The organism is Fulvimarina pelagi HTCC2506 (genome assembly GCF_000153705.1).
Classification (GTDB): domain Bacteria; phylum Pseudomonadota; class Alphaproteobacteria; order Rhizobiales; family Rhizobiaceae; genus Fulvimarina; species Fulvimarina pelagi.
The window spans coordinates 2,819,177-2,834,990 of record NZ_DS022272.1 but is presented as its reverse complement, the minus strand read 5'-3'; the positions used below and the strand labels follow the sequence as shown (position 1 = coordinate 2,834,990).

General features: G+C 59.0%; 12 protein-coding genes and 4 pseudogenes. 7 read left to right on the top strand and 9 right to left on the bottom strand.

All coding sequences use genetic code 11. The features are described 5' to 3' along the window. Nucleotides 1–340: 340 nt before the first annotated feature. The 3 genes from FP2506_RS19365 to FP2506_RS13280 form a co-directional block, all read right to left on the bottom strand. Complete coding sequence (locus FP2506_RS19365; RefSeq protein WP_274533409.1) at nucleotides 341–640, bottom strand: DUF1289 domain-containing protein; 300 nt, start codon at nucleotides 638–640, stop codon at nucleotides 341–343. 106 nt (nucleotides 641–746) lie between these two features. Next, entirely contained in the window at nucleotides 747–1,196 is a 450-nt protein-coding gene (gene rirA / locus FP2506_RS13285; RefSeq protein ID WP_007068039.1) for an iron-responsive transcriptional regulator RirA, read from the bottom strand. 231 nt (nucleotides 1,197–1,427) lie between these two features. Next, nucleotides 1,428–3,470 carry a TonB-dependent receptor domain-containing protein gene (locus FP2506_RS13280; RefSeq protein WP_007068037.1) on the bottom strand — a complete coding sequence of 681 codons (2,043 nt, stop codon included), beginning with the start codon at nucleotides 3,468–3,470 and terminating at the stop codon, nucleotides 1,428–1,430. Between the two features lie 366 nt (nucleotides 3,471–3,836). On the opposite strand from FP2506_RS13280, the gene FP2506_RS13275 reads away from it, so the two are divergent. Further along, the gene (locus tag FP2506_RS13275) at nucleotides 3,837–4,082 is read left to right on the top strand and encodes a DUF6005 family protein (RefSeq protein WP_007068036.1); all 246 of its coding nucleotides are present in this window, start codon (nucleotides 3,837–3,839) and stop codon (nucleotides 4,080–4,082) included. Between the two features lie 113 nt (nucleotides 4,083–4,195). On the opposite strand, the gene FP2506_RS13270 is transcribed toward FP2506_RS13275, so the two are convergent. Further along, entirely contained in the window at nucleotides 4,196–4,483 is a 288-nt protein-coding gene (locus tag FP2506_RS13270; protein WP_040489147.1) for a proline racemase family protein, read from the bottom strand. A 1,215-nt stretch (nucleotides 4,484–5,698) separates the two neighbouring features. Between FP2506_RS13270 and FP2506_RS13265 the strand changes: the two genes are divergently transcribed. From FP2506_RS13265 to FP2506_RS19530, 3 genes and pseudogenes are all read left to right on the top strand, one after another. Then, nucleotides 5,699–7,483 carry an SLC13 family permease gene (locus tag FP2506_RS13265; protein WP_007068033.1) on the top strand — a complete coding sequence of 595 codons (1,785 nt, stop codon included), beginning with the start codon at nucleotides 5,699–5,701 and terminating at the stop codon, nucleotides 7,481–7,483. A 31-nt stretch (nucleotides 7,484–7,514) separates the two neighbouring features. Beyond that, nucleotides 7,515–8,003, top strand: a pseudogene (locus FP2506_RS13260) (TOBE domain-containing protein); the annotation flags it as partial. A gap of 294 nt (nucleotides 8,004–8,297) precedes the next feature. Then, nucleotides 8,298–8,412, top strand: a pseudogene (locus FP2506_RS19530) (transposase); the annotation flags it as partial. A gap of 374 nt (nucleotides 8,413–8,786) precedes the next feature. On the opposite strand, the pseudogene FP2506_RS13250 reads toward FP2506_RS19530, so the two are convergent. After that, a pseudogene (locus FP2506_RS13250) lies at nucleotides 8,787–9,809 on the bottom strand (IS110 family RNA-guided transposase). A 126-nt stretch (nucleotides 9,810–9,935) separates the two neighbouring features. On the opposite strand from FP2506_RS13250, the pseudogene FP2506_RS19525 reads away from it, so the two are divergent. From FP2506_RS19525 to FP2506_RS13240, 3 genes and pseudogenes are all read left to right on the top strand, one after another. Continuing rightward, a pseudogene (locus tag FP2506_RS19525) lies at nucleotides 9,936–10,085 on the top strand (IS5 family transposase); the annotation flags it as partial. A gap of 30 nt (nucleotides 10,086–10,115) precedes the next feature. After that, nucleotides 10,116–10,469 carry a transposase gene (locus FP2506_RS18785; protein WP_007068030.1) on the top strand — a complete coding sequence of 118 codons (354 nt, stop codon included), beginning with the start codon at nucleotides 10,116–10,118 and terminating at the stop codon, nucleotides 10,467–10,469. After that, nucleotides 10,456–11,280 carry a class I SAM-dependent methyltransferase gene (locus FP2506_RS13240; RefSeq protein WP_148227569.1) on the top strand — a complete coding sequence of 275 codons (825 nt, stop codon included), beginning with the start codon at nucleotides 10,456–10,458 and terminating at the stop codon, nucleotides 11,278–11,280. The genes FP2506_RS18785 and FP2506_RS13240 overlap by 14 nt, the downstream gene beginning before the upstream one ends. A 102-nt stretch (nucleotides 11,281–11,382) precedes the next feature. On the opposite strand, the gene FP2506_RS13235 is transcribed toward FP2506_RS13240, so the two are convergent. From FP2506_RS13235 to FP2506_RS13220, 4 genes are all read right to left on the bottom strand, one after another. Then, nucleotides 11,383–12,756, bottom strand: a complete 1,374-nt coding sequence (locus FP2506_RS13235) for a phenylacetate--CoA ligase family protein (protein WP_007068027.1) — start codon at nucleotides 12,754–12,756, stop codon at nucleotides 11,383–11,385. A gap of 76 nt (nucleotides 12,757–12,832) precedes the next feature. Continuing rightward, nucleotides 12,833–13,246 (bottom strand): hypothetical protein, encoded by a 414-nt coding sequence (locus tag FP2506_RS13230; RefSeq protein WP_040489145.1) that lies wholly within the window; start codon nucleotides 13,244–13,246, stop codon nucleotides 12,833–12,835. 2 nt (nucleotides 13,247–13,248) lie between these two features. After that, nucleotides 13,249–14,664, bottom strand: a complete 1,416-nt coding sequence (locus tag FP2506_RS13225; protein WP_007068025.1) for a tripartite tricarboxylate transporter permease — start codon at nucleotides 14,662–14,664, stop codon at nucleotides 13,249–13,251. A gap of 42 nt (nucleotides 14,665–14,706) precedes the next feature. Beyond that, entirely contained in the window at nucleotides 14,707–15,735 is a 1,029-nt protein-coding gene (locus FP2506_RS13220) for a Bug family tripartite tricarboxylate transporter substrate binding protein (RefSeq protein ID WP_007068024.1), read from the bottom strand. Nucleotides 15,736–15,814 lie beyond the last annotated feature (79 nt).

Below are 15,814 nucleotides of genomic sequence, written 5' to 3'. Positions count from 1 at the left end.
CGCCAAGGTGAGGCAGGTTATCAGGAGCCGCCGCCAGAGCGGTCTCAACCAAGGGCTGGAGGTATCGAACATTCTACGAAATTAGCTCCATTCTCGTGGGATATCGCCTTGAGCGTTTAGAGGCCAATGCTTTGAAGACGGTACGTACCGCGCTGGATGGTATCCTGCCCGCCTTTCATACCCCAGCTGAAATCACCGGTCTTCCTGTCGCCCTGCAGGATGGTCAGAGATCAACCGCGCAGTTGATGCGGTGTCCGGGACGGCTGCCGACCGGCAACTTCTTGTTTCTGGCGTAGAAGAAACTCAGAGGGCAGCGGCCTCTACGATCTGCAGGAACCCGTTATTTCTCGATCGTGATCGGACATGGCACGCCCTCGCGCTCGCATTTATGGCGATAAGTGTAAGCCCAGAACGCCGGGTTCCGTCCGATCTCCTCGAGATTGGCGATCAGCGTCTCGATGAAGGCCTTTTTCTGCTGAGGACCGCCGTTTTCAGGAAACGCCTGCTTTTCGAGCTTGGTCATCGAGCAGCCGATGCAACGGCCCCTACGTTTGTATTTGCAAACGTCGATACAAGGGCTCGGCGCTCGCGCCCAAAGATCGGTTTCTTCAGAACTCAGCTCGGTGGATTTGGCATTCACGGGCGTTGACGTCACGATTTCTCATCGACCTGGTCGGTTTCAGTCCGAAGTGAAAGTCGAGATCGCATTCGGCGATTGCAAGACGCTGCACCAATCAACTCAAGCGTCAGGCCGCCGCATCGGCCTTCTCGATGCCAAGGGTCCGGTGGAGATAGCCCTTGTTCTTCGTCAGGTCCTCCAACGAATAGCGGCCTAGCGTCGAGAGGAACGCTTCCAGCGCCTGGCGGAGGGCGGCGTTGAGTTCGCAACTGAAGATCAGTGGGCAATCCGCTCCGGTTTCAAAGCATTCGGCCATCTGGAAGCTTTCTTCCGTCAGCTCCACCACTTCGCGCAGGTTGATGCGCGTGGCCTCCCGCGCCAGCCGGATGCCGCCGTTGCGGCCTCTCACCGTTTCCACCAAGCCGGCGGAGACGAGAGGATTGAGGATCTTGAACATGAAAGGTTCGGGCGCGGAATAGGCCTTCGCGATCTCGCCTAGTCGGCTCAGACGATCCTTGTTGACCGCCAGATACATGAGGATCCGGATCGCATAGTTCGTCTGTCGCGTGAGGCGCATGGACCGTCCCGTCTGAACAAGAGCTTCGAAGTCCAATTTAGAATGCCTCCAACGTAATGGGAAGGGGCGCCGGGATGTCCCGTCCGGACGAAGTGAGCGAAACGCACTTCTACGTCCTTTTTTCTCCTCTCGACGGCGGCACGCATCGCCCAGATGCAACAAGCCCGGCCCATCCGAATGTCGGATGGACCGGGCCGGGCCGACTGGAGTGTCAGCCGGGTCGCCTTCTCGTCAGAACGTGACCCGGGTCGAGAAACCGAACGAACGCCCGGGGCTCAGGAGTGGCTCGACGGTCGTGAACTCCTGGCCGTAGGTGCCGCGTTCCGCATAGGCTTCGTCGAAGATGTTGTCGACTTCGGCCCGGAAGCTGACATTCTTGAAGCTCGGCGGGGTGTATTCCAGGAAGGCGTTGACGACCGTGTAGCCGTCCAGCGAACTGTCCGCCAGATCCGGATTCGTCGGGTCGTTGGTCGGTGCGTCTTCGCTGAGCGCGATCTGCGCATCCGCGCCGAGCGTCAGGCCGTAAGTATCGAACCGCTGCACGGCCGCGACCGTGAAGAGTTCGCCGACGGGCACGGTGAAGTAGGTGCCGAGAAACGAATCGGCCGGCGCTCCGTCGACTTCCGTATCGATGCTGGTGAAGGTACCGCGGACATTGCCCGTCACCCAGTCGTAGCCGAGCGCGACATCGTAGCCGGTGCTGAGGAAGTCGGCGGTGGCGTTCGGATCGGCGAAACTCGGCGTCCGGCCGTTGTCGATCTCCGTGCGGAAAATCTGGGCGTCGAAGGTGAAGCCGAGATGGTTCACGCCGAAGCCGGCGAAGACGTTCTCTCCGCGTACGGTTTCGATGTCGGTGTAGATCCAGTCCGGGTTCTGGATGAAGTTCTCTGCAAGCGCGATCCCGCCGAATGTGTTCGAATAGCCGCCCTTCAGACGGAAGAACTCGGTCAGGTCGTATTCGAGCGAGATATTGCCGCTCGCGCCCGTGTTTTCCTGATCCATGCCGTCGACGCCGGTGAAGATCTGGTGATCGACGCGTCCGCCGAACGAGACGAGAAGCGGATCGATCGGACGGAGCCGGGCCTGTACGAAGCCGCCGAAATTGTCGGCCGATTCTTCGGTCCGGTAGCGATCGGTCTCGCTCGCGAAGTCCGCGGTGTCGCTATAGGCGTCGACGCCGACCTTGATCGTGCCGAGTGACACGTGAAATTCGTTGGCGATCGTGCCGTTCAGGCTGTCGGTGCTCGCCTCGTAGACGATATCCCGGCCGGTGAAAGGATCTTGCTCGGTCGTCTCCAGATCGGTCTTGGAATAGGCGAGCGTGATCTCCGGATCCCAATAGCCGGTCGCCAGGGTATTCTCGTAGGATAGAACGACGTTCTGCCGGTCGATGTCGTAGGTCCGCGACTCCGGGACCGGACGGCCGCCGATGACTGCGCCGATATTGGCGCGGTATGGCCGGACACCGTCGTCCTTGACGCGCTCGTAGCTGAGTTCGACACGATCGCCAGACAGGCTCTCATAGGCGACCTTGCCAAGCCCGCTGATCAGGTCGACGCCGGTATAGTCGACGATGTCGCCATTGCCGTCCTCGTAGTCGTCGCCTTCCGCCCAGTTGAGGAAACCGAGCGCTTCGAAGCCGTTCGCACGCCCGTAAAGGCTGCCATAGGTGTTCACCGTCTCGCTGTTGGTGTCGTAGCGGCCTTCGACGTAGCCGCCGATGTTGCGTCCCTCCTCAAGCAGGTCACCGGTATCGACCGTTTCGTAGGCGATAGAACCTGCGATCGCGCCCGGTCCGGCATCGGCAGCCGCGACCCCGGCATCGACCCTTGCGACCTTCAGGAGGCGCGGATCGATCACGTTCGTTGCGTTGTGATGGAAGATCTTGTTGTTCTGCCGCGACCCGTCGATTGTCACAGCCAAATTGGTTTCCTCAATGCCGTGGACGTAGACCTTCTGGTTGAACGTGCTGGTTCCGCCGACAGCGACCGCCGACTCGCGGCGGAAGAGTTCCTGGACCGAACCCGGACGCAATTCCTGGATCTCGGTATAGTCGATCACCGCGATGGTGTTGCCCTCGGAGACGTCGGCGATCTCGCCCGTCTCGTCGGTTCCTTCCCCGCCGGCCTCGACGACGACGGTATCCAGAAGGATAGCGCCGGGATCGCCGGTCGCGGATTGGCCGTATGCCGGCCCGGCGAGCAACCCGAACAGTGGCGTGACGGTCAGAAGGAGCGCGCGACGCAAACGCGCCGTCGCTTTGGGATCGATCATCGGTTTTCTCTCTCAACTCGAAACAGGGGCCGCGCCATCGCTCTTCGGTCTGGATCGCAGCTCAAAAAACATGACTAAAATTATCAGATTCTATCAAGCCCGGAATACGGGTAGTTCTCGAACTGTTGCGCTTCTGCACAGAAGCTGGACCTGTTCCAGTGATTAGCGAAAAGGGTCGCCGCGATCCGTCAATGAGGCGGCGAATGCGGCCGCTTTAGGCAACACTGAGCCCACTCGCGTCTCTGGCAACCCACTGAGCAAAGAAGCGAGGCCAGCGCGCGATAGCCGGCGACGGCAACGATTTCGGTGTGCTTTTCCTAAGCGCGATGGAAAGCCCCGCGGTCTCGGGCGCGTTTCTGATCGATCATGCGAATTCGCGCGAGCTTCGACATTTGGTCTGACGACATCGGACGCCTCATAGAGGACTACCAGATGGCCCATCTCGAGCTGGCGAAGCCCGGCGCGGAAGATAAGTCGGCTATGGCGACGAAGATCTTAGAGTTTCTCGACCAAATGCATGATTTCGAGGTCGTAATCCGCAGCGAGATCCGGGCCCCTGCCAAATTGCTTGCGCCGAATGAAACCGACAAGAAAGCACTCTTCACTGCTTGAAGATGCCGGATTATTTCGAGGCGTCGGTCCCGATCGACCATTCGCAGGCTGGCGGCCTTCGCTTATAACCTCTTGGGACCGAACGGTTCGCTTGCCGGCCCGTCGAGTTGGGTTCAATCTACTGCCTGCTCCAACGCTTCTTCGCCTACTACCGGCCCGGCGAAGAGGCAGAAGGATACATGCGTCCATTCCGGGTTATCAGGGTGGTAGAATTGGTGGCCGGCATTGAGGACATTGGTAATTCTAACACCGCGTTCGGCAAGCTTGCGCGCCTCCTCAGGCCTGAACTCAACGCCCATCGCTGCCGCATCGACCAACATAAAACTATAACCGCCATAGGGCGTTTCCACCTCGCCCTCAGCGTGGCAGGACACAACATGGATCGTCTTCGTGCTGCGCATCGCGGCTTGATCGGTATTTCTTGAGCAACTTGCGAGTGTATCGGACTGCGCCTCGCCAAATGTCAGCACATGCCGTAGCTGAAGCAATCTTCACTTGGCGATCTTTCGAAGAGCTTTAACCTGTAAGGCTGATATCCGCCAGCGGTCTTGTGAACGACCGGTCGCCACCCTTGCAAAGCCAGTACTTGCTAAACAAAAAGGTCAGCTCTCGACCGCATGAACGAAACCCTGATCGCTCATCTCCAATATTGTGGCGTTACGTGTGACGATCGGTATTCTAGAGACCCTCGCCGTTGCGAAGAGGAAGCAGCCCCGGCATTTGGGCTATCTATGATCTTCACGCTAAGTGAATGCTGGAACTAGGTCAGCGCAACAGGGTCAGCTTCCGACTAAACGTCCGATGTTTTAGAGACGTTCAGAAACCGCAATTTTCAGCGGCTTCTAACAGAAGATGCAGCGTTCCGTCCGCCGTATAGCTTACGTGAATTTCTTCAGGAAAATCTCTCGCCTTGAGAAAGCAACGAACTGGCCTATCAAGAACTAAGAAGCCTGCAGCGCAGCGAACTGAGAATATCGCTAAATATTTAACGACAGAATATCGATTCTGCTACAAATATCAGCTTGATTCAGCACACTAGAGCAGCCGTTGCTCAGGTCATCCACTGCATCCAAAGCGAACCAAGTGCGAAAGCAACCAGGCAAGTCGAAAGAATAAAAATCCAACTTGCAAGGGGCGTAAGCGTCGAGTCAACGCCCCATATAATAGAACGCCTGATCATTGGCGGACGACCTTGAGCCGAAACTGGCGGGACACCAGCTAGACTGATCTAGCACCAAAAAAGGGGCATAGCTACTGGCCATTTTGCAAGTCTACGCCTGTCTATGGCCAAGTGGAAACAGGTACGGTCAGTTCGTGCGGCGGAAATGCAGAGTTCTAATATAAGTTGAGATGCAGAGACCTGTCCCGCTACCGAAACATCGGCGAACTGAACGAATAATCGTGGCGTTTCCTAGATGTGAATGAGAAAGTTCGTGACTGGCGACGCTGAAATCGCGCGTCTCAACTCCCACTTCTGCCGCTCAGACACGATTGCTTGGTGGCGCTTGGCAGGCAGGAGAATGTCTCGACACTCCGGGAACATCTCCGCTTTCATTGGTGTTTACAGCCCCGGCTGACCCTCTGTATCCGGGTCGAGGGACGGAGGTGGCCGACGTTTGAGCGAACTCATCGGTATCAGCGAACCGGTCATCGCCCTCATCATCCTGCTTTGTCTTTTCATCGCATTCGCGATCGAAAAATATCCGCCTGAGGTTACCGCCGCTGGGGCCGCTGCGCTTTTTGTTGTCTTCGGGCTTGTCCCTCAGCACGACGTCATGAACGTCTTCTCCAATTCCGCGCCTATCACGATCGCCGCGATGTTTGTGGTCTCCGGCGCACTGGTGCGGACCGGAGTGTTGGATGCCCTTGCAGACCTCGTGATCGAGCGCGCAAAGCGTCATCCCGTTCTGGCCGTCGGCCTGTTCATATTCGCAACGATCGCGGCGTCGGCCTTCATGAACAATACGCCGGTTGTCCTTGTCCTGATCCCTGTCGTGATCAGGCTTGCGGTCAGCCTCGATCTCGCGCCGTCGCGGCTTCTTATTCCGCTGTCCTACGCGGCGATCCTCGGTGGCACATGCACACTGATCGGAACCTCGACCAACATCCTCGTGGACGGTGTAGCACGAGAAAACGGCCTTGATCCGTTCTCGATCTTCGAAATTGCACCAGTTGGCATCGTCGTAGCTCTGGTCGGCGGTCTGACGATGATTCTGCTCGGGCCGTTCCTGCTCCCGTCTCGCAGCAATAAGGAAGGTACGGCAGAAGGCGACGAAACACTCTTCCTCTCGGAGGTGACGATACTCGCTGACAGTCGCCGCATCGGGTTACATCTCAAGGATATCGCTGACTTCCAGAGGTCCGGCGTGCGCGTGACCGGCATAAGGCGGGGCAAGGAGATACTACGCGCGGGTCTGTCAGACACCATTATTGAGCGGGGCGATGCGATCATCCTTCTCGCTAGGACATCGGAGCTTCTGACTTTCACGGAGAAGCCAGGCCTTCGTGTCGGTTTGCGTCGCTCCGTCGAACTCGACCCTGATGCTCAGATCCGCATCGCCGAAGCCATCGTTACTCCTTCACGCCGCAGTTCCGGCGTCCGGATCGCGGACCTCGCTCTTGGACGGCGCGCCGGGATGCGCGTCCTCGGCGCGTTCCGACCCCGGCACATCGCTGGCGCCGATCTCTCCAGTGTCATGTTGCGGCCTGCCGACAAGCTCCTTCTGGAAGGTAGTGCGGCAGGATTTGAGGAGTTGGCCCGGTCTGGTGACGTCGTGTCTGTCACTGCCCCTGGCGGGCGTGCCTATCGCCGCCGACAGGCGCCAATCGCTGTGATGGCGCTTGTCGCAGTCGTCGCGCTTTCCGCCTTCGACGTCATGCCGATTGGCATTCTTGCTCTTGTCGCGGTCGCCGCGATCCTGATCCTGCGGTGCATTGACAATGACGAGGCATGGCAATCGATCGACGGATCCATTCTGATCCTGATTTTCGCCATGTTGATCGTCGGGGCCGGGCTGGAAAATACCGGTGCCGTCGAGATGGTCGTCAACGCGCTAACTCCTTGGCTGGAAGGACTGCATCCAATTTTGATGCTGGCAGCCGTTTATTTGCTCGGCTCTATTTTGACCGAGGTTGTAACCAACAACGCCGTTGCCGTGATCTTCACGCCAATTGTCATTGCGCTGGCGACCCAACTCGGGGTCGACCCCCGCCCCTTCGTCGTCGCGGTCATGTTTTCTGCAAGTGCTAGCTTCGCGACACCAATCGGCTACCAGACCAACACGCTGGTTTACGGCGCTGGCAACTACACGTTCGTCGACTTCCTGAAGATCGGTATCCCGATGAACATCATCGCGGGGCTGACATCGCTCGTTGCGATCCAAATATTCTTTCCGATTTAAACATCAGAACCTTCAACTATAATCGGTCCCTCGACCTGCTTTCTCCGAGCTTCATCAGCGCCTCAAGACGACGATGATCTACGTGACTCACGACCAGGTCGAAGCAATGACCATGGCCGACAAGATCGTCGTGCTGAGAGCCGGCAATATCGAGCAGGTGGGCTCTCCGCTGGAACTCTACACCAAGCCGAGAAACACCTTCGTCGCAGGCTTCATCGGTTCGCCGAAGATGAATCTGATGGGCGGCTCGGACGCCAAAAGCCACAACGCCGACATGATTGGCGTGCGCCCCGAGCATATTGATCTCTCCCAGTCGGAAGGCCAGTGGAAGGGCGAAGTGAAGGTCTCCGAGCATCTCGGCTCCGACACCTTCCTGCACGTCCAGACCTCCGATCGTTCCGAACCGCTGACGGTCCGGGCAGGTGGCGAATTCCCCGTGCATGCTGCGGATACGGTCTACATGACGCCCCAGCAGGACAAGATCCACCGATTTGACGGCAACGTGCTCGCGATCCGATAACTCGGTTGGTGTCTTAGGATCATCAGGACCCTAGATCGTCGACCCTGTGTTGTTTAAAATGGCCCGTAAGCAGACCTGCAGCTTTCGGACACTTGAGGCGGAAAGCTGCCCTTGGCCGCCGCAGGGACCCAGGGTCCTTAGGCTACGTGAACAAAGGTCGACGCGCTTTCGCTTGGTCGATAGAGACTGCCATTTGGAGGCAGTTTTGGGCGAGCGCATCGAAATATCTAATAAGACTGTGCGATCATCGAGCCTCTCCTGCCTGCGGAGCGCGGGCGCGGATGCCGACCCTCACACGATAACCGCCGTTTCTTCGAAGGCATGAGGTGGCTTGCCCGGACCGGGCCGCAATGGCGGCATCTGCCCGATGAATACGGCAAATGGAACAGCGTCTTCCGGCGTTATCGCCTTTGGCTCGAAACCGGCCTGTTCGATGCGATGCTCGAAACGCTGGCGGAGATGGCGGATCGAGAGCGATCGGCCGACATGGTCGATTCCACTGTCGTGCGCGCTCATCACTGCGCGGTGGGCGTAAACGTATGGCCCGCCCCTGTTGCAAGTGGTTTCCGATTGAAGGCGTGAGCAGTCTGCAAAAACGTATCCGGCATGTCGGTCGTGCCGCCGCCAAGATGGAGATCCGCGCGTTCTGATCCTCATAAAAGGGCCGGCTTCGGAGAGCCATCTTGCACCGGAGGTTTTGAGAGCGCCGATCGACTGTCAGGCCATCTTCCTTTCACCGCTCGCAGCTCGTTGGCTCCGGCACGGAAATCGAGGCCAATTTCATCAGATCGTTTGCGGTCGCTCCTCGTAAGAACAAGCGTGACGAAGTAGCGCCCAGACGGTCCGCGCCATCTCGCCGCAAGCGCGACCACGGCGGTGTTGGGATGCGTCCTCGCCAGAAGTCCGCGCAGCCACGATCCGACGGCCGTGTCCGACGCCCGCAAGACCGGCATTGCCGCTTGGGCACCCTGGATCAGCATCTTGCGCAGGTATTTGGAACCGCGCTTAGTGATCCCCAGAAGCTTGGGCCGTCCGCCGGTCGTCACCTGTCGCGGAACGAGGCCGAGCCAGGCCGCTAGGTCGCGTCCCTTCACAAAAGTCGCGGCGGCTCCCATGGCGGCCACAAGCGCCGTGGCGTTGAGAGGACCAATGCCCGGAATCGTCGTCAGCCGTTTGGCGCGTTCATCGCTTTTGGACATTGAGACGAATTCCGCGTCGAAGGCGGCGATCCGCCCGTCCAATTCGTCCCAGCGCTTTCTCATGTCCGCCAGCAGGAAGCTCATGCGGACACCGAGCCTATCGGTCTCGCCCTCGAGCAATACTTCCAACCGCAAACGCAACTTTACATGCCTTTGAGCGACGACATTACCGCGCTCCAGAAGCAGGCTTCGGATCTGGTTCGTCAGTGGTGTGCGGTCGCCGACGAGCCTGTCGCGCACCCGGTGCAGGGTTTGAACGTCTAGTTGCTCTTCGCTCTTGAGAGCGACGAACCGCATGGTCGGTCGTGTCGCAGCTTCCGCGATCGCCTCGGCATCGCGGTCGTCATTTTCTAGGCCTCCACGTAAGGCCGAACGTATTCCGGCAACATCATGCGGATGTCACGGCCTTGCGCCTGCATCGCCCGGCCAGCGTGATGAGCGCCATAGCAGGCTTCCATCGCAATTACGCAGGAGGAAGCTTGGCGGTGAAGGCAATCAAGTTCTCACGCCACACCCGACGCCTCAGGACCATGGTTCCACCTTCGTCGAAGCCAACGAGGTTGCAGCTGTTCTTGCCGAGATCAATGCCCAGAATCATGATGTTCACAGTTCGCTCCTTCCTATCCAGACATCGGCAACCCTACACGGGAGCCTGAGGGGCGGACCATCCATGAAAGGGACTTAGAAAACCTAAGCGCTCGGCCGATCGCAGGTCGACTTCACCTCGAAGCTCCACGCGTGGTGCGACGGCAAAGGGCGCCCGCTCGGCTTTCTCCTGCCACCGGGCCAGACACACGACGTCATCGGCTTCGGCCCGTTGATGCGCATGATCGACGATCGGATCGAAGCGCTTTTAGCCGATAAGGGAAGGGATACGACGTAGGACGCAGCCGGGGTGCGTAAGGAATTGCGAGTGGCGAACATCGAGGCGGTTATTCCCGCCAAGCGGAACCGGATCGATCCGTCGTCGCATGACGCTGAGAAGTACAAATGGCGCAATCTCGTCGCGCGCCTGTTTTACAAACTCAAGAACTGGCGGCGGGTCGCCACACGACACGACGAAACCAGAGAACCCTATCTCGGCTTCGTCTCCATCGCCGCAGTCAAACTATGGCTACCCTTCGTCCACGATGTGTCAGCGAAACTGGATAATCGTCGGAACTTTGTCTACACTCAGAAACAGGTTGACGGCCATTACCAACGCTTATGGCCTGACGTCTCTCTCCGCAGCATAGTGAAGCCGATCGAGATACTTGAACGCTTTTGAATTAGCTAAAATGGCTTGGGCTCTCGCCCCCCGAAATTGCAAAAAAAATTGCACCCGGTACCATCAGGTTCGCCCATTGCTGCGAGCATTGCGACTTGGGGCAGAACCTGCTGATCAGGCCGAGTTCTTCCATAAAGCAATAGCACGAAATCTTTATAGTCCAACAACGCGTGTGCTCGTCAGCGGAGCGAGCGATACGGCTCTCGCCGAACTTATTTACGATGTCGCATACGCCAGCAATCGACGTACCGAAATAACCTTCGTTGATATCTGTCGTACGCCCGGTCATCTCGCCTTACGTTCCAACGTGTCCTCAGCGCTGAAGGTGTATCAGGCTGACATACTGACTTGGGAAACGAGAAAAACATTCGATCTGATCTTAACCCACTCTTTCCTTGGCCAGATCGCCGAGATTGAACGACCGCGAATGTTCCAAAAATGGGCCGATCTATTGGTGCCGGGCGGCGCCCTGATCACGGTAAATCGGCTGAGACAAAAAGCTGAAGACGTAAGATTCACGGCGTCAAATGCCGAGCGCTTGGCAGCGCTTGCCACCGAACGGCTTCGGAACTGTCCGCAGCTTCACACGATATCGCCTAACGAATGCCGGCAGGCGGTCCTTGAATATGCTCTGCAGCGCGAAACAGTCCCGTTGCGGTCGGCCAATGATGTTGCTGAATATTGCAAGACCGCTGGCTTGGTGGTCGAGTCACTCGAAGCGTGCGTCTTAAAGAAACCGGGGGCTCTGATTGTGGGTCCGGCCGTGGGGAGCAGCGCTGAGTACATCCAGCTTGTTGCGCGGAAAACATAGGCATGCTGTGGTAGCCGAAAGGACCTAGATACCATCCCAAACATGTAGTCTCGTCCGACACGGAGAGAATGACCGCGCGATGTTGAACGTTGGCATTCTACGTCAAAACTCGCGCGCGAAGACCTCAAACTTTCCACTCGGAGATTTCGTAAGCTCCGGAACCCGTTCGAGCACGATGTTCATCGGATGGGGCAGTGAAGCTTGAACGCGTGCACGAAGGGCTTCTTTCTGCTCACCGGACAATGCAGCGCCGCATACATATCGAAATGTGATCTCGTCCAGCGCGGTCTGGCGGAACTGCTGGGTTTCGATCGGCGCGATCTCGGCGAACCTGCGTGTCCCGAAGCTCGGCCAGAATTTGCCCCCGCTCGTTACCATCAAATTGCGCTCCCGTCCGAGAACGGAGGTCAGGACAGGAAGATTTCGCCCGCATCCGCATGAAACACCCGCGACCGCCCGATCGCCGACGGCATAGCGGATGAGAGGAGAGGCGAAATTGGCGAGCGTTGTCACCACGACGCGCCCCTCCTCGCCGGGTTTGCAAGGCGTTCCTTCGTCGTCCAGGACCTCAACCATCAAACTCTCAGACTGAATGTGATAACGGCCATGGCTTGGGCACTGCATGGCGATCACGCCGCACTCCTCGGCCGAATACACATCATCGACGCGCAAACCGCAGAGGCGCTTCGCGGACTTGCGCAAATCTTCATCGACGGCTTCGCCCAGGGTCGATATCCCTCTCGGTCGCCAGTCGTCAGCGTCGCCCTCCAACAGGTACAGAAGTTCGCGCAACAGGGATGGATAGGTCAGTAGGTAAGCTGGTTTCACCCTCTTCAGCCAGTCAAGGTGCTCGCGCACTGTCGCACTTGGGGCATCGAGGCGTGCGACGGGACCCGTTCGAAACGGAAACGCCGTCGTGCTCGACCAGTGATCGCTCCAAGCGCCGACCGGCGGGCGTGTCGATGGATCCTTGAATTTGCGGATGATGGCGATCGTCGCATCGAGATCGCGCCGGGTCCAGACCGCGGAGCGGAGCGTGAACGCCTGCTGCCATCTGCCAACGACATTGGTCGTCGCTACTTCCACAGGCGTTCCCGTAGAACCTGAACTTCGTGCCGACGCCGTCACAACATGGCCTTGTGGCAGCGCATGGGCATGAAACCGGTCGGCCGATGCCTGTAGCATGTTCCTGTCGATGATTGGCAGTTCGGCCCAATGATCGAAATTCGCGGAAATGCGCGCCGGAAGTTCAGAATATTTCTCATCCTGATAAAAGGGCGTCGTTTGGGTAGCCACAGACAGCAGCCCAAGAGCCTGCGCCCGTACTCGGGCCGCGATTTCGGCCCTCGGTAGCCGCTGTTCTGAAAGTATCTGCCTCTGCAGCGCGATCATACGCTTGGCTTCCTGCGTCGCGAATGCCTGGTCGGTGTAACGCTCAAGAACCTTTAGGTCGCGAGCGGTCTCATCTCTACTCATGATTTCGAAGGTATCTCGTTCGAGCAGGCTTCCGTATTATCGGCGGCGACAGGTCTTGCGGCATCCCTCTCGCTCATCAGGGAAAGAGCGGAAGAGGCGCTCCAACGACCATGGCGAAAAGTCCCTCCGTGGTCAAAACAGCTATTAATACGACTGAGATACTGGCTCCTGTGCCTGCCCCGCCTTGCCGCGCGATGGCGTATGCCAGAAACGGAACTCCAATGCGCGGAGAGATTAGTGCTATAGCGACCGAGACGATCAGAAGGCGGTTCCAGCCGTTTTCGGGTCGGCGCACTGGCCCCACCGCATAGGGTGCCCCGCGCCCCTCGCTCGTGCCGCGTGAGTAGAACGCCACAGCACCGCTGGCGAGCAGGAGCGCTGCCGCGGGCGCTGCCATCAGTTCGAGCGGTCGCCCGTTCAGAAGGATGTCGATCAGGACGAGGCAGCACAGCAGACCGACGAGAACCAGGGCCCCAAGACGTTCTCCCATTCTCATGTTCCGCTCGCCCGGCGACGGAAGCCAGCAAATGCCAGAATGAGGCAGAGGACAAAAGCTCCGAGAACAAATGGCCTCAGGAGGAAGGACCAACCGTAGGCAGCGAATGAGATCGCGCCATAGGTTTCGATGACCGGTGCAAGGATGAAACCGATGAGGAAGGCAGGTCTGCTATAGCCCTTTGCGATCATCGCGACGCCGATCGCGGCGAAGAACGCAGTCGTCCAGATATCCATGACCTCGTTTCGCAAGGTCGCGATCGCGGCAAGCCCAAGCACCGCAACGATCGGCGCGAAGAGGTTCGTCGGTATGCGCAGCAGCGCCAGAAAGGCGGCCGAGCCGAAGACCACAAGCAGACCGCCAAGAATATTGGCGACAAGAAGCGTCATCGCGATCGCAGAGATAACCTCCGGATAGTCCACGGCGAAGGTCGGGCTCGGCGACAGGCCGAAACTCGCGAACGCACCGAGAAGGATCGCCATGCCGGCCCCGCCCGGAAGCCCGAGGGTCAGGGTCGGGATCAGGTCGCCGCCTTCCTTAGCGTTGTTGCCGGCCTCCGCTGCAATTACACCACTACGGCGACTTGCGGCATCACGTGGCTCGGCGGTCTGCACACCCGCCCAGGCATAGGACAGGAAGCCGGAGACCGAACCACCCACGCCGGGCATGAGGCCGACGAGCCATCCGACGACCGACGCCTTCAGGAGGAGCACCGGGCGGGACAGCACGTCCGAGAAGCCCGCAGACCGCCAGCCAGGCTTTTCCTCTGCGAGAACCGGCGTGCCGGTCCGGGCGCCGATGAGCCTGATCATTTCAGGGCCAGCGAAAAGACCTGTGGCGACGGCCATGAGCGCCAACCCATCGTACAGCCCTTCGATTCCGAACCAGAGACGAGGCTCGCCGGTTGTTTCGCGGGTTCCGATCAGTCCGGCAAATATGCCCATCGCTACGGCGAAAAACCCTTTGTGGAGTCTGCCGCCTCCGAACCGCGCGGCCGAGAATAGGCCAAGTATTGATACTGTGAGGATTTCGGGCGCACCCGCCTGACGGATCAGCCACAGGGAGAACGGCAGGGCCGCAACGAGGAGAAGAAAACCGAGAATGCCCCCTAGCGCGGAGGCGAATGCCGAAGCTGCGATCGCGCGCCTTGCCTGGCCGTGACGGGCGAGCCAGTTGCCGTCCTCCACCGTCGCAGCGTTGGAGGGCGTTCCAGGGATCGCAAGAGTGATGGCGGAGATCGCACCGCCCGTGTCGGCGACGGCGTGGATCGCGATCAACAGTATGAGGCCCGGGATGGGGTCGAGCATCGTGGCGAAGGGAAGTGCCAGAATTAGCGCCGTTAGACCGGTCACGCCGGGAAGCGCGCCCAGAGCAAGACCCCAGAGCGTGCCGGCAAGGAGCGCTGCCATCATCCAAGGATCGACGAGAAGCGTCCAGATGATCTCGGCCTCGTTCTAAAAATACTTGTCCCGCAAGATCGAGCGCAGGTCGGCGTTCGCTATTGGGCTCTCCTCGGCAAGGAAGAAAGCGACCGATGCAGCCAGCGCTGAAGCATCAAGTGGATCGATGGCTGTGCCCTGTGCTTCCGCGGCGTTCAAGAGGTCTTCGCTCTTCAGGCTCTCGCGCAATGCTTCCCGGAGAAATTCGATATGATCGGCGGGCGTGTTAGTGGGCACGACGATAGCCCGCCCTAATCCTGTCAGCTCGATCAGGGCGTCGATCCATGACTTCCCGGTTTCAGGATATCCGATTTCGTCGATCGTCGGCACGTCGGGCGCCGCGTCTGCGCGCTTCCGGGCGAGAATTGCTGCGATGTTCAGGCCGGCCTTGTTTGCGACACGGACCGCGCTTTCCACTGAGACGACCGCCGCGTCGGCTTCGCCGCGGATCAGCGCTGCCATGGCCTCTCCTGTACCCTTGTAGCCGGTGATGATCCGGCTATCGAGCCCATAGGCCTCGGAGATGAGCGCTGCCGAAACGGCCAGATTGTCCGTCTTGCCACCCGCCGCCCAGCGGACAGGGGATGGCGTGGTCTCGCCCCCGCGCAGCGCTTCCATCGAGAGGCCCTCGGCAAGAACGAGCGCGCGCTCGTCGGAGGCGATCCCGCCGATCCAAGCGATCTTCTCAAGATCGTATCGCACGATTTCCGACCGCGTCAGCTGTGCTGTGACCGCTGCAGACACGTTGAGGACGACGAGATCGAGGCCGTCCTCGCTTTCGGATGCTGCCATATCATTCAACACGCTGAGACCACCGGCGCCGGGCCGGTTCTGCACCTGAACACGAGCGCCCGTCTGTTTTTCGAGTTCTTCCGAAACGAGGCGCGCGAACCGGTCGTAGCCGCCGCCCGCCCGATAGCCGACGACGAGGTTAATTGTCCGGCTGTCGTAATACTGCCGTGCATCCAGCTCCTCAGCGGATGCGAATGATGCAACGCAGCAAAAGCCAATCAATACTGAAGCGAGCAGTCGGATAATCGTCATGGTTGCTGTCTTATCAAGGCCGACGGAACGGCAGAAGCCATCAGGCAGAGTTTTACACAAGCCGCCCTCAATGCCTGTG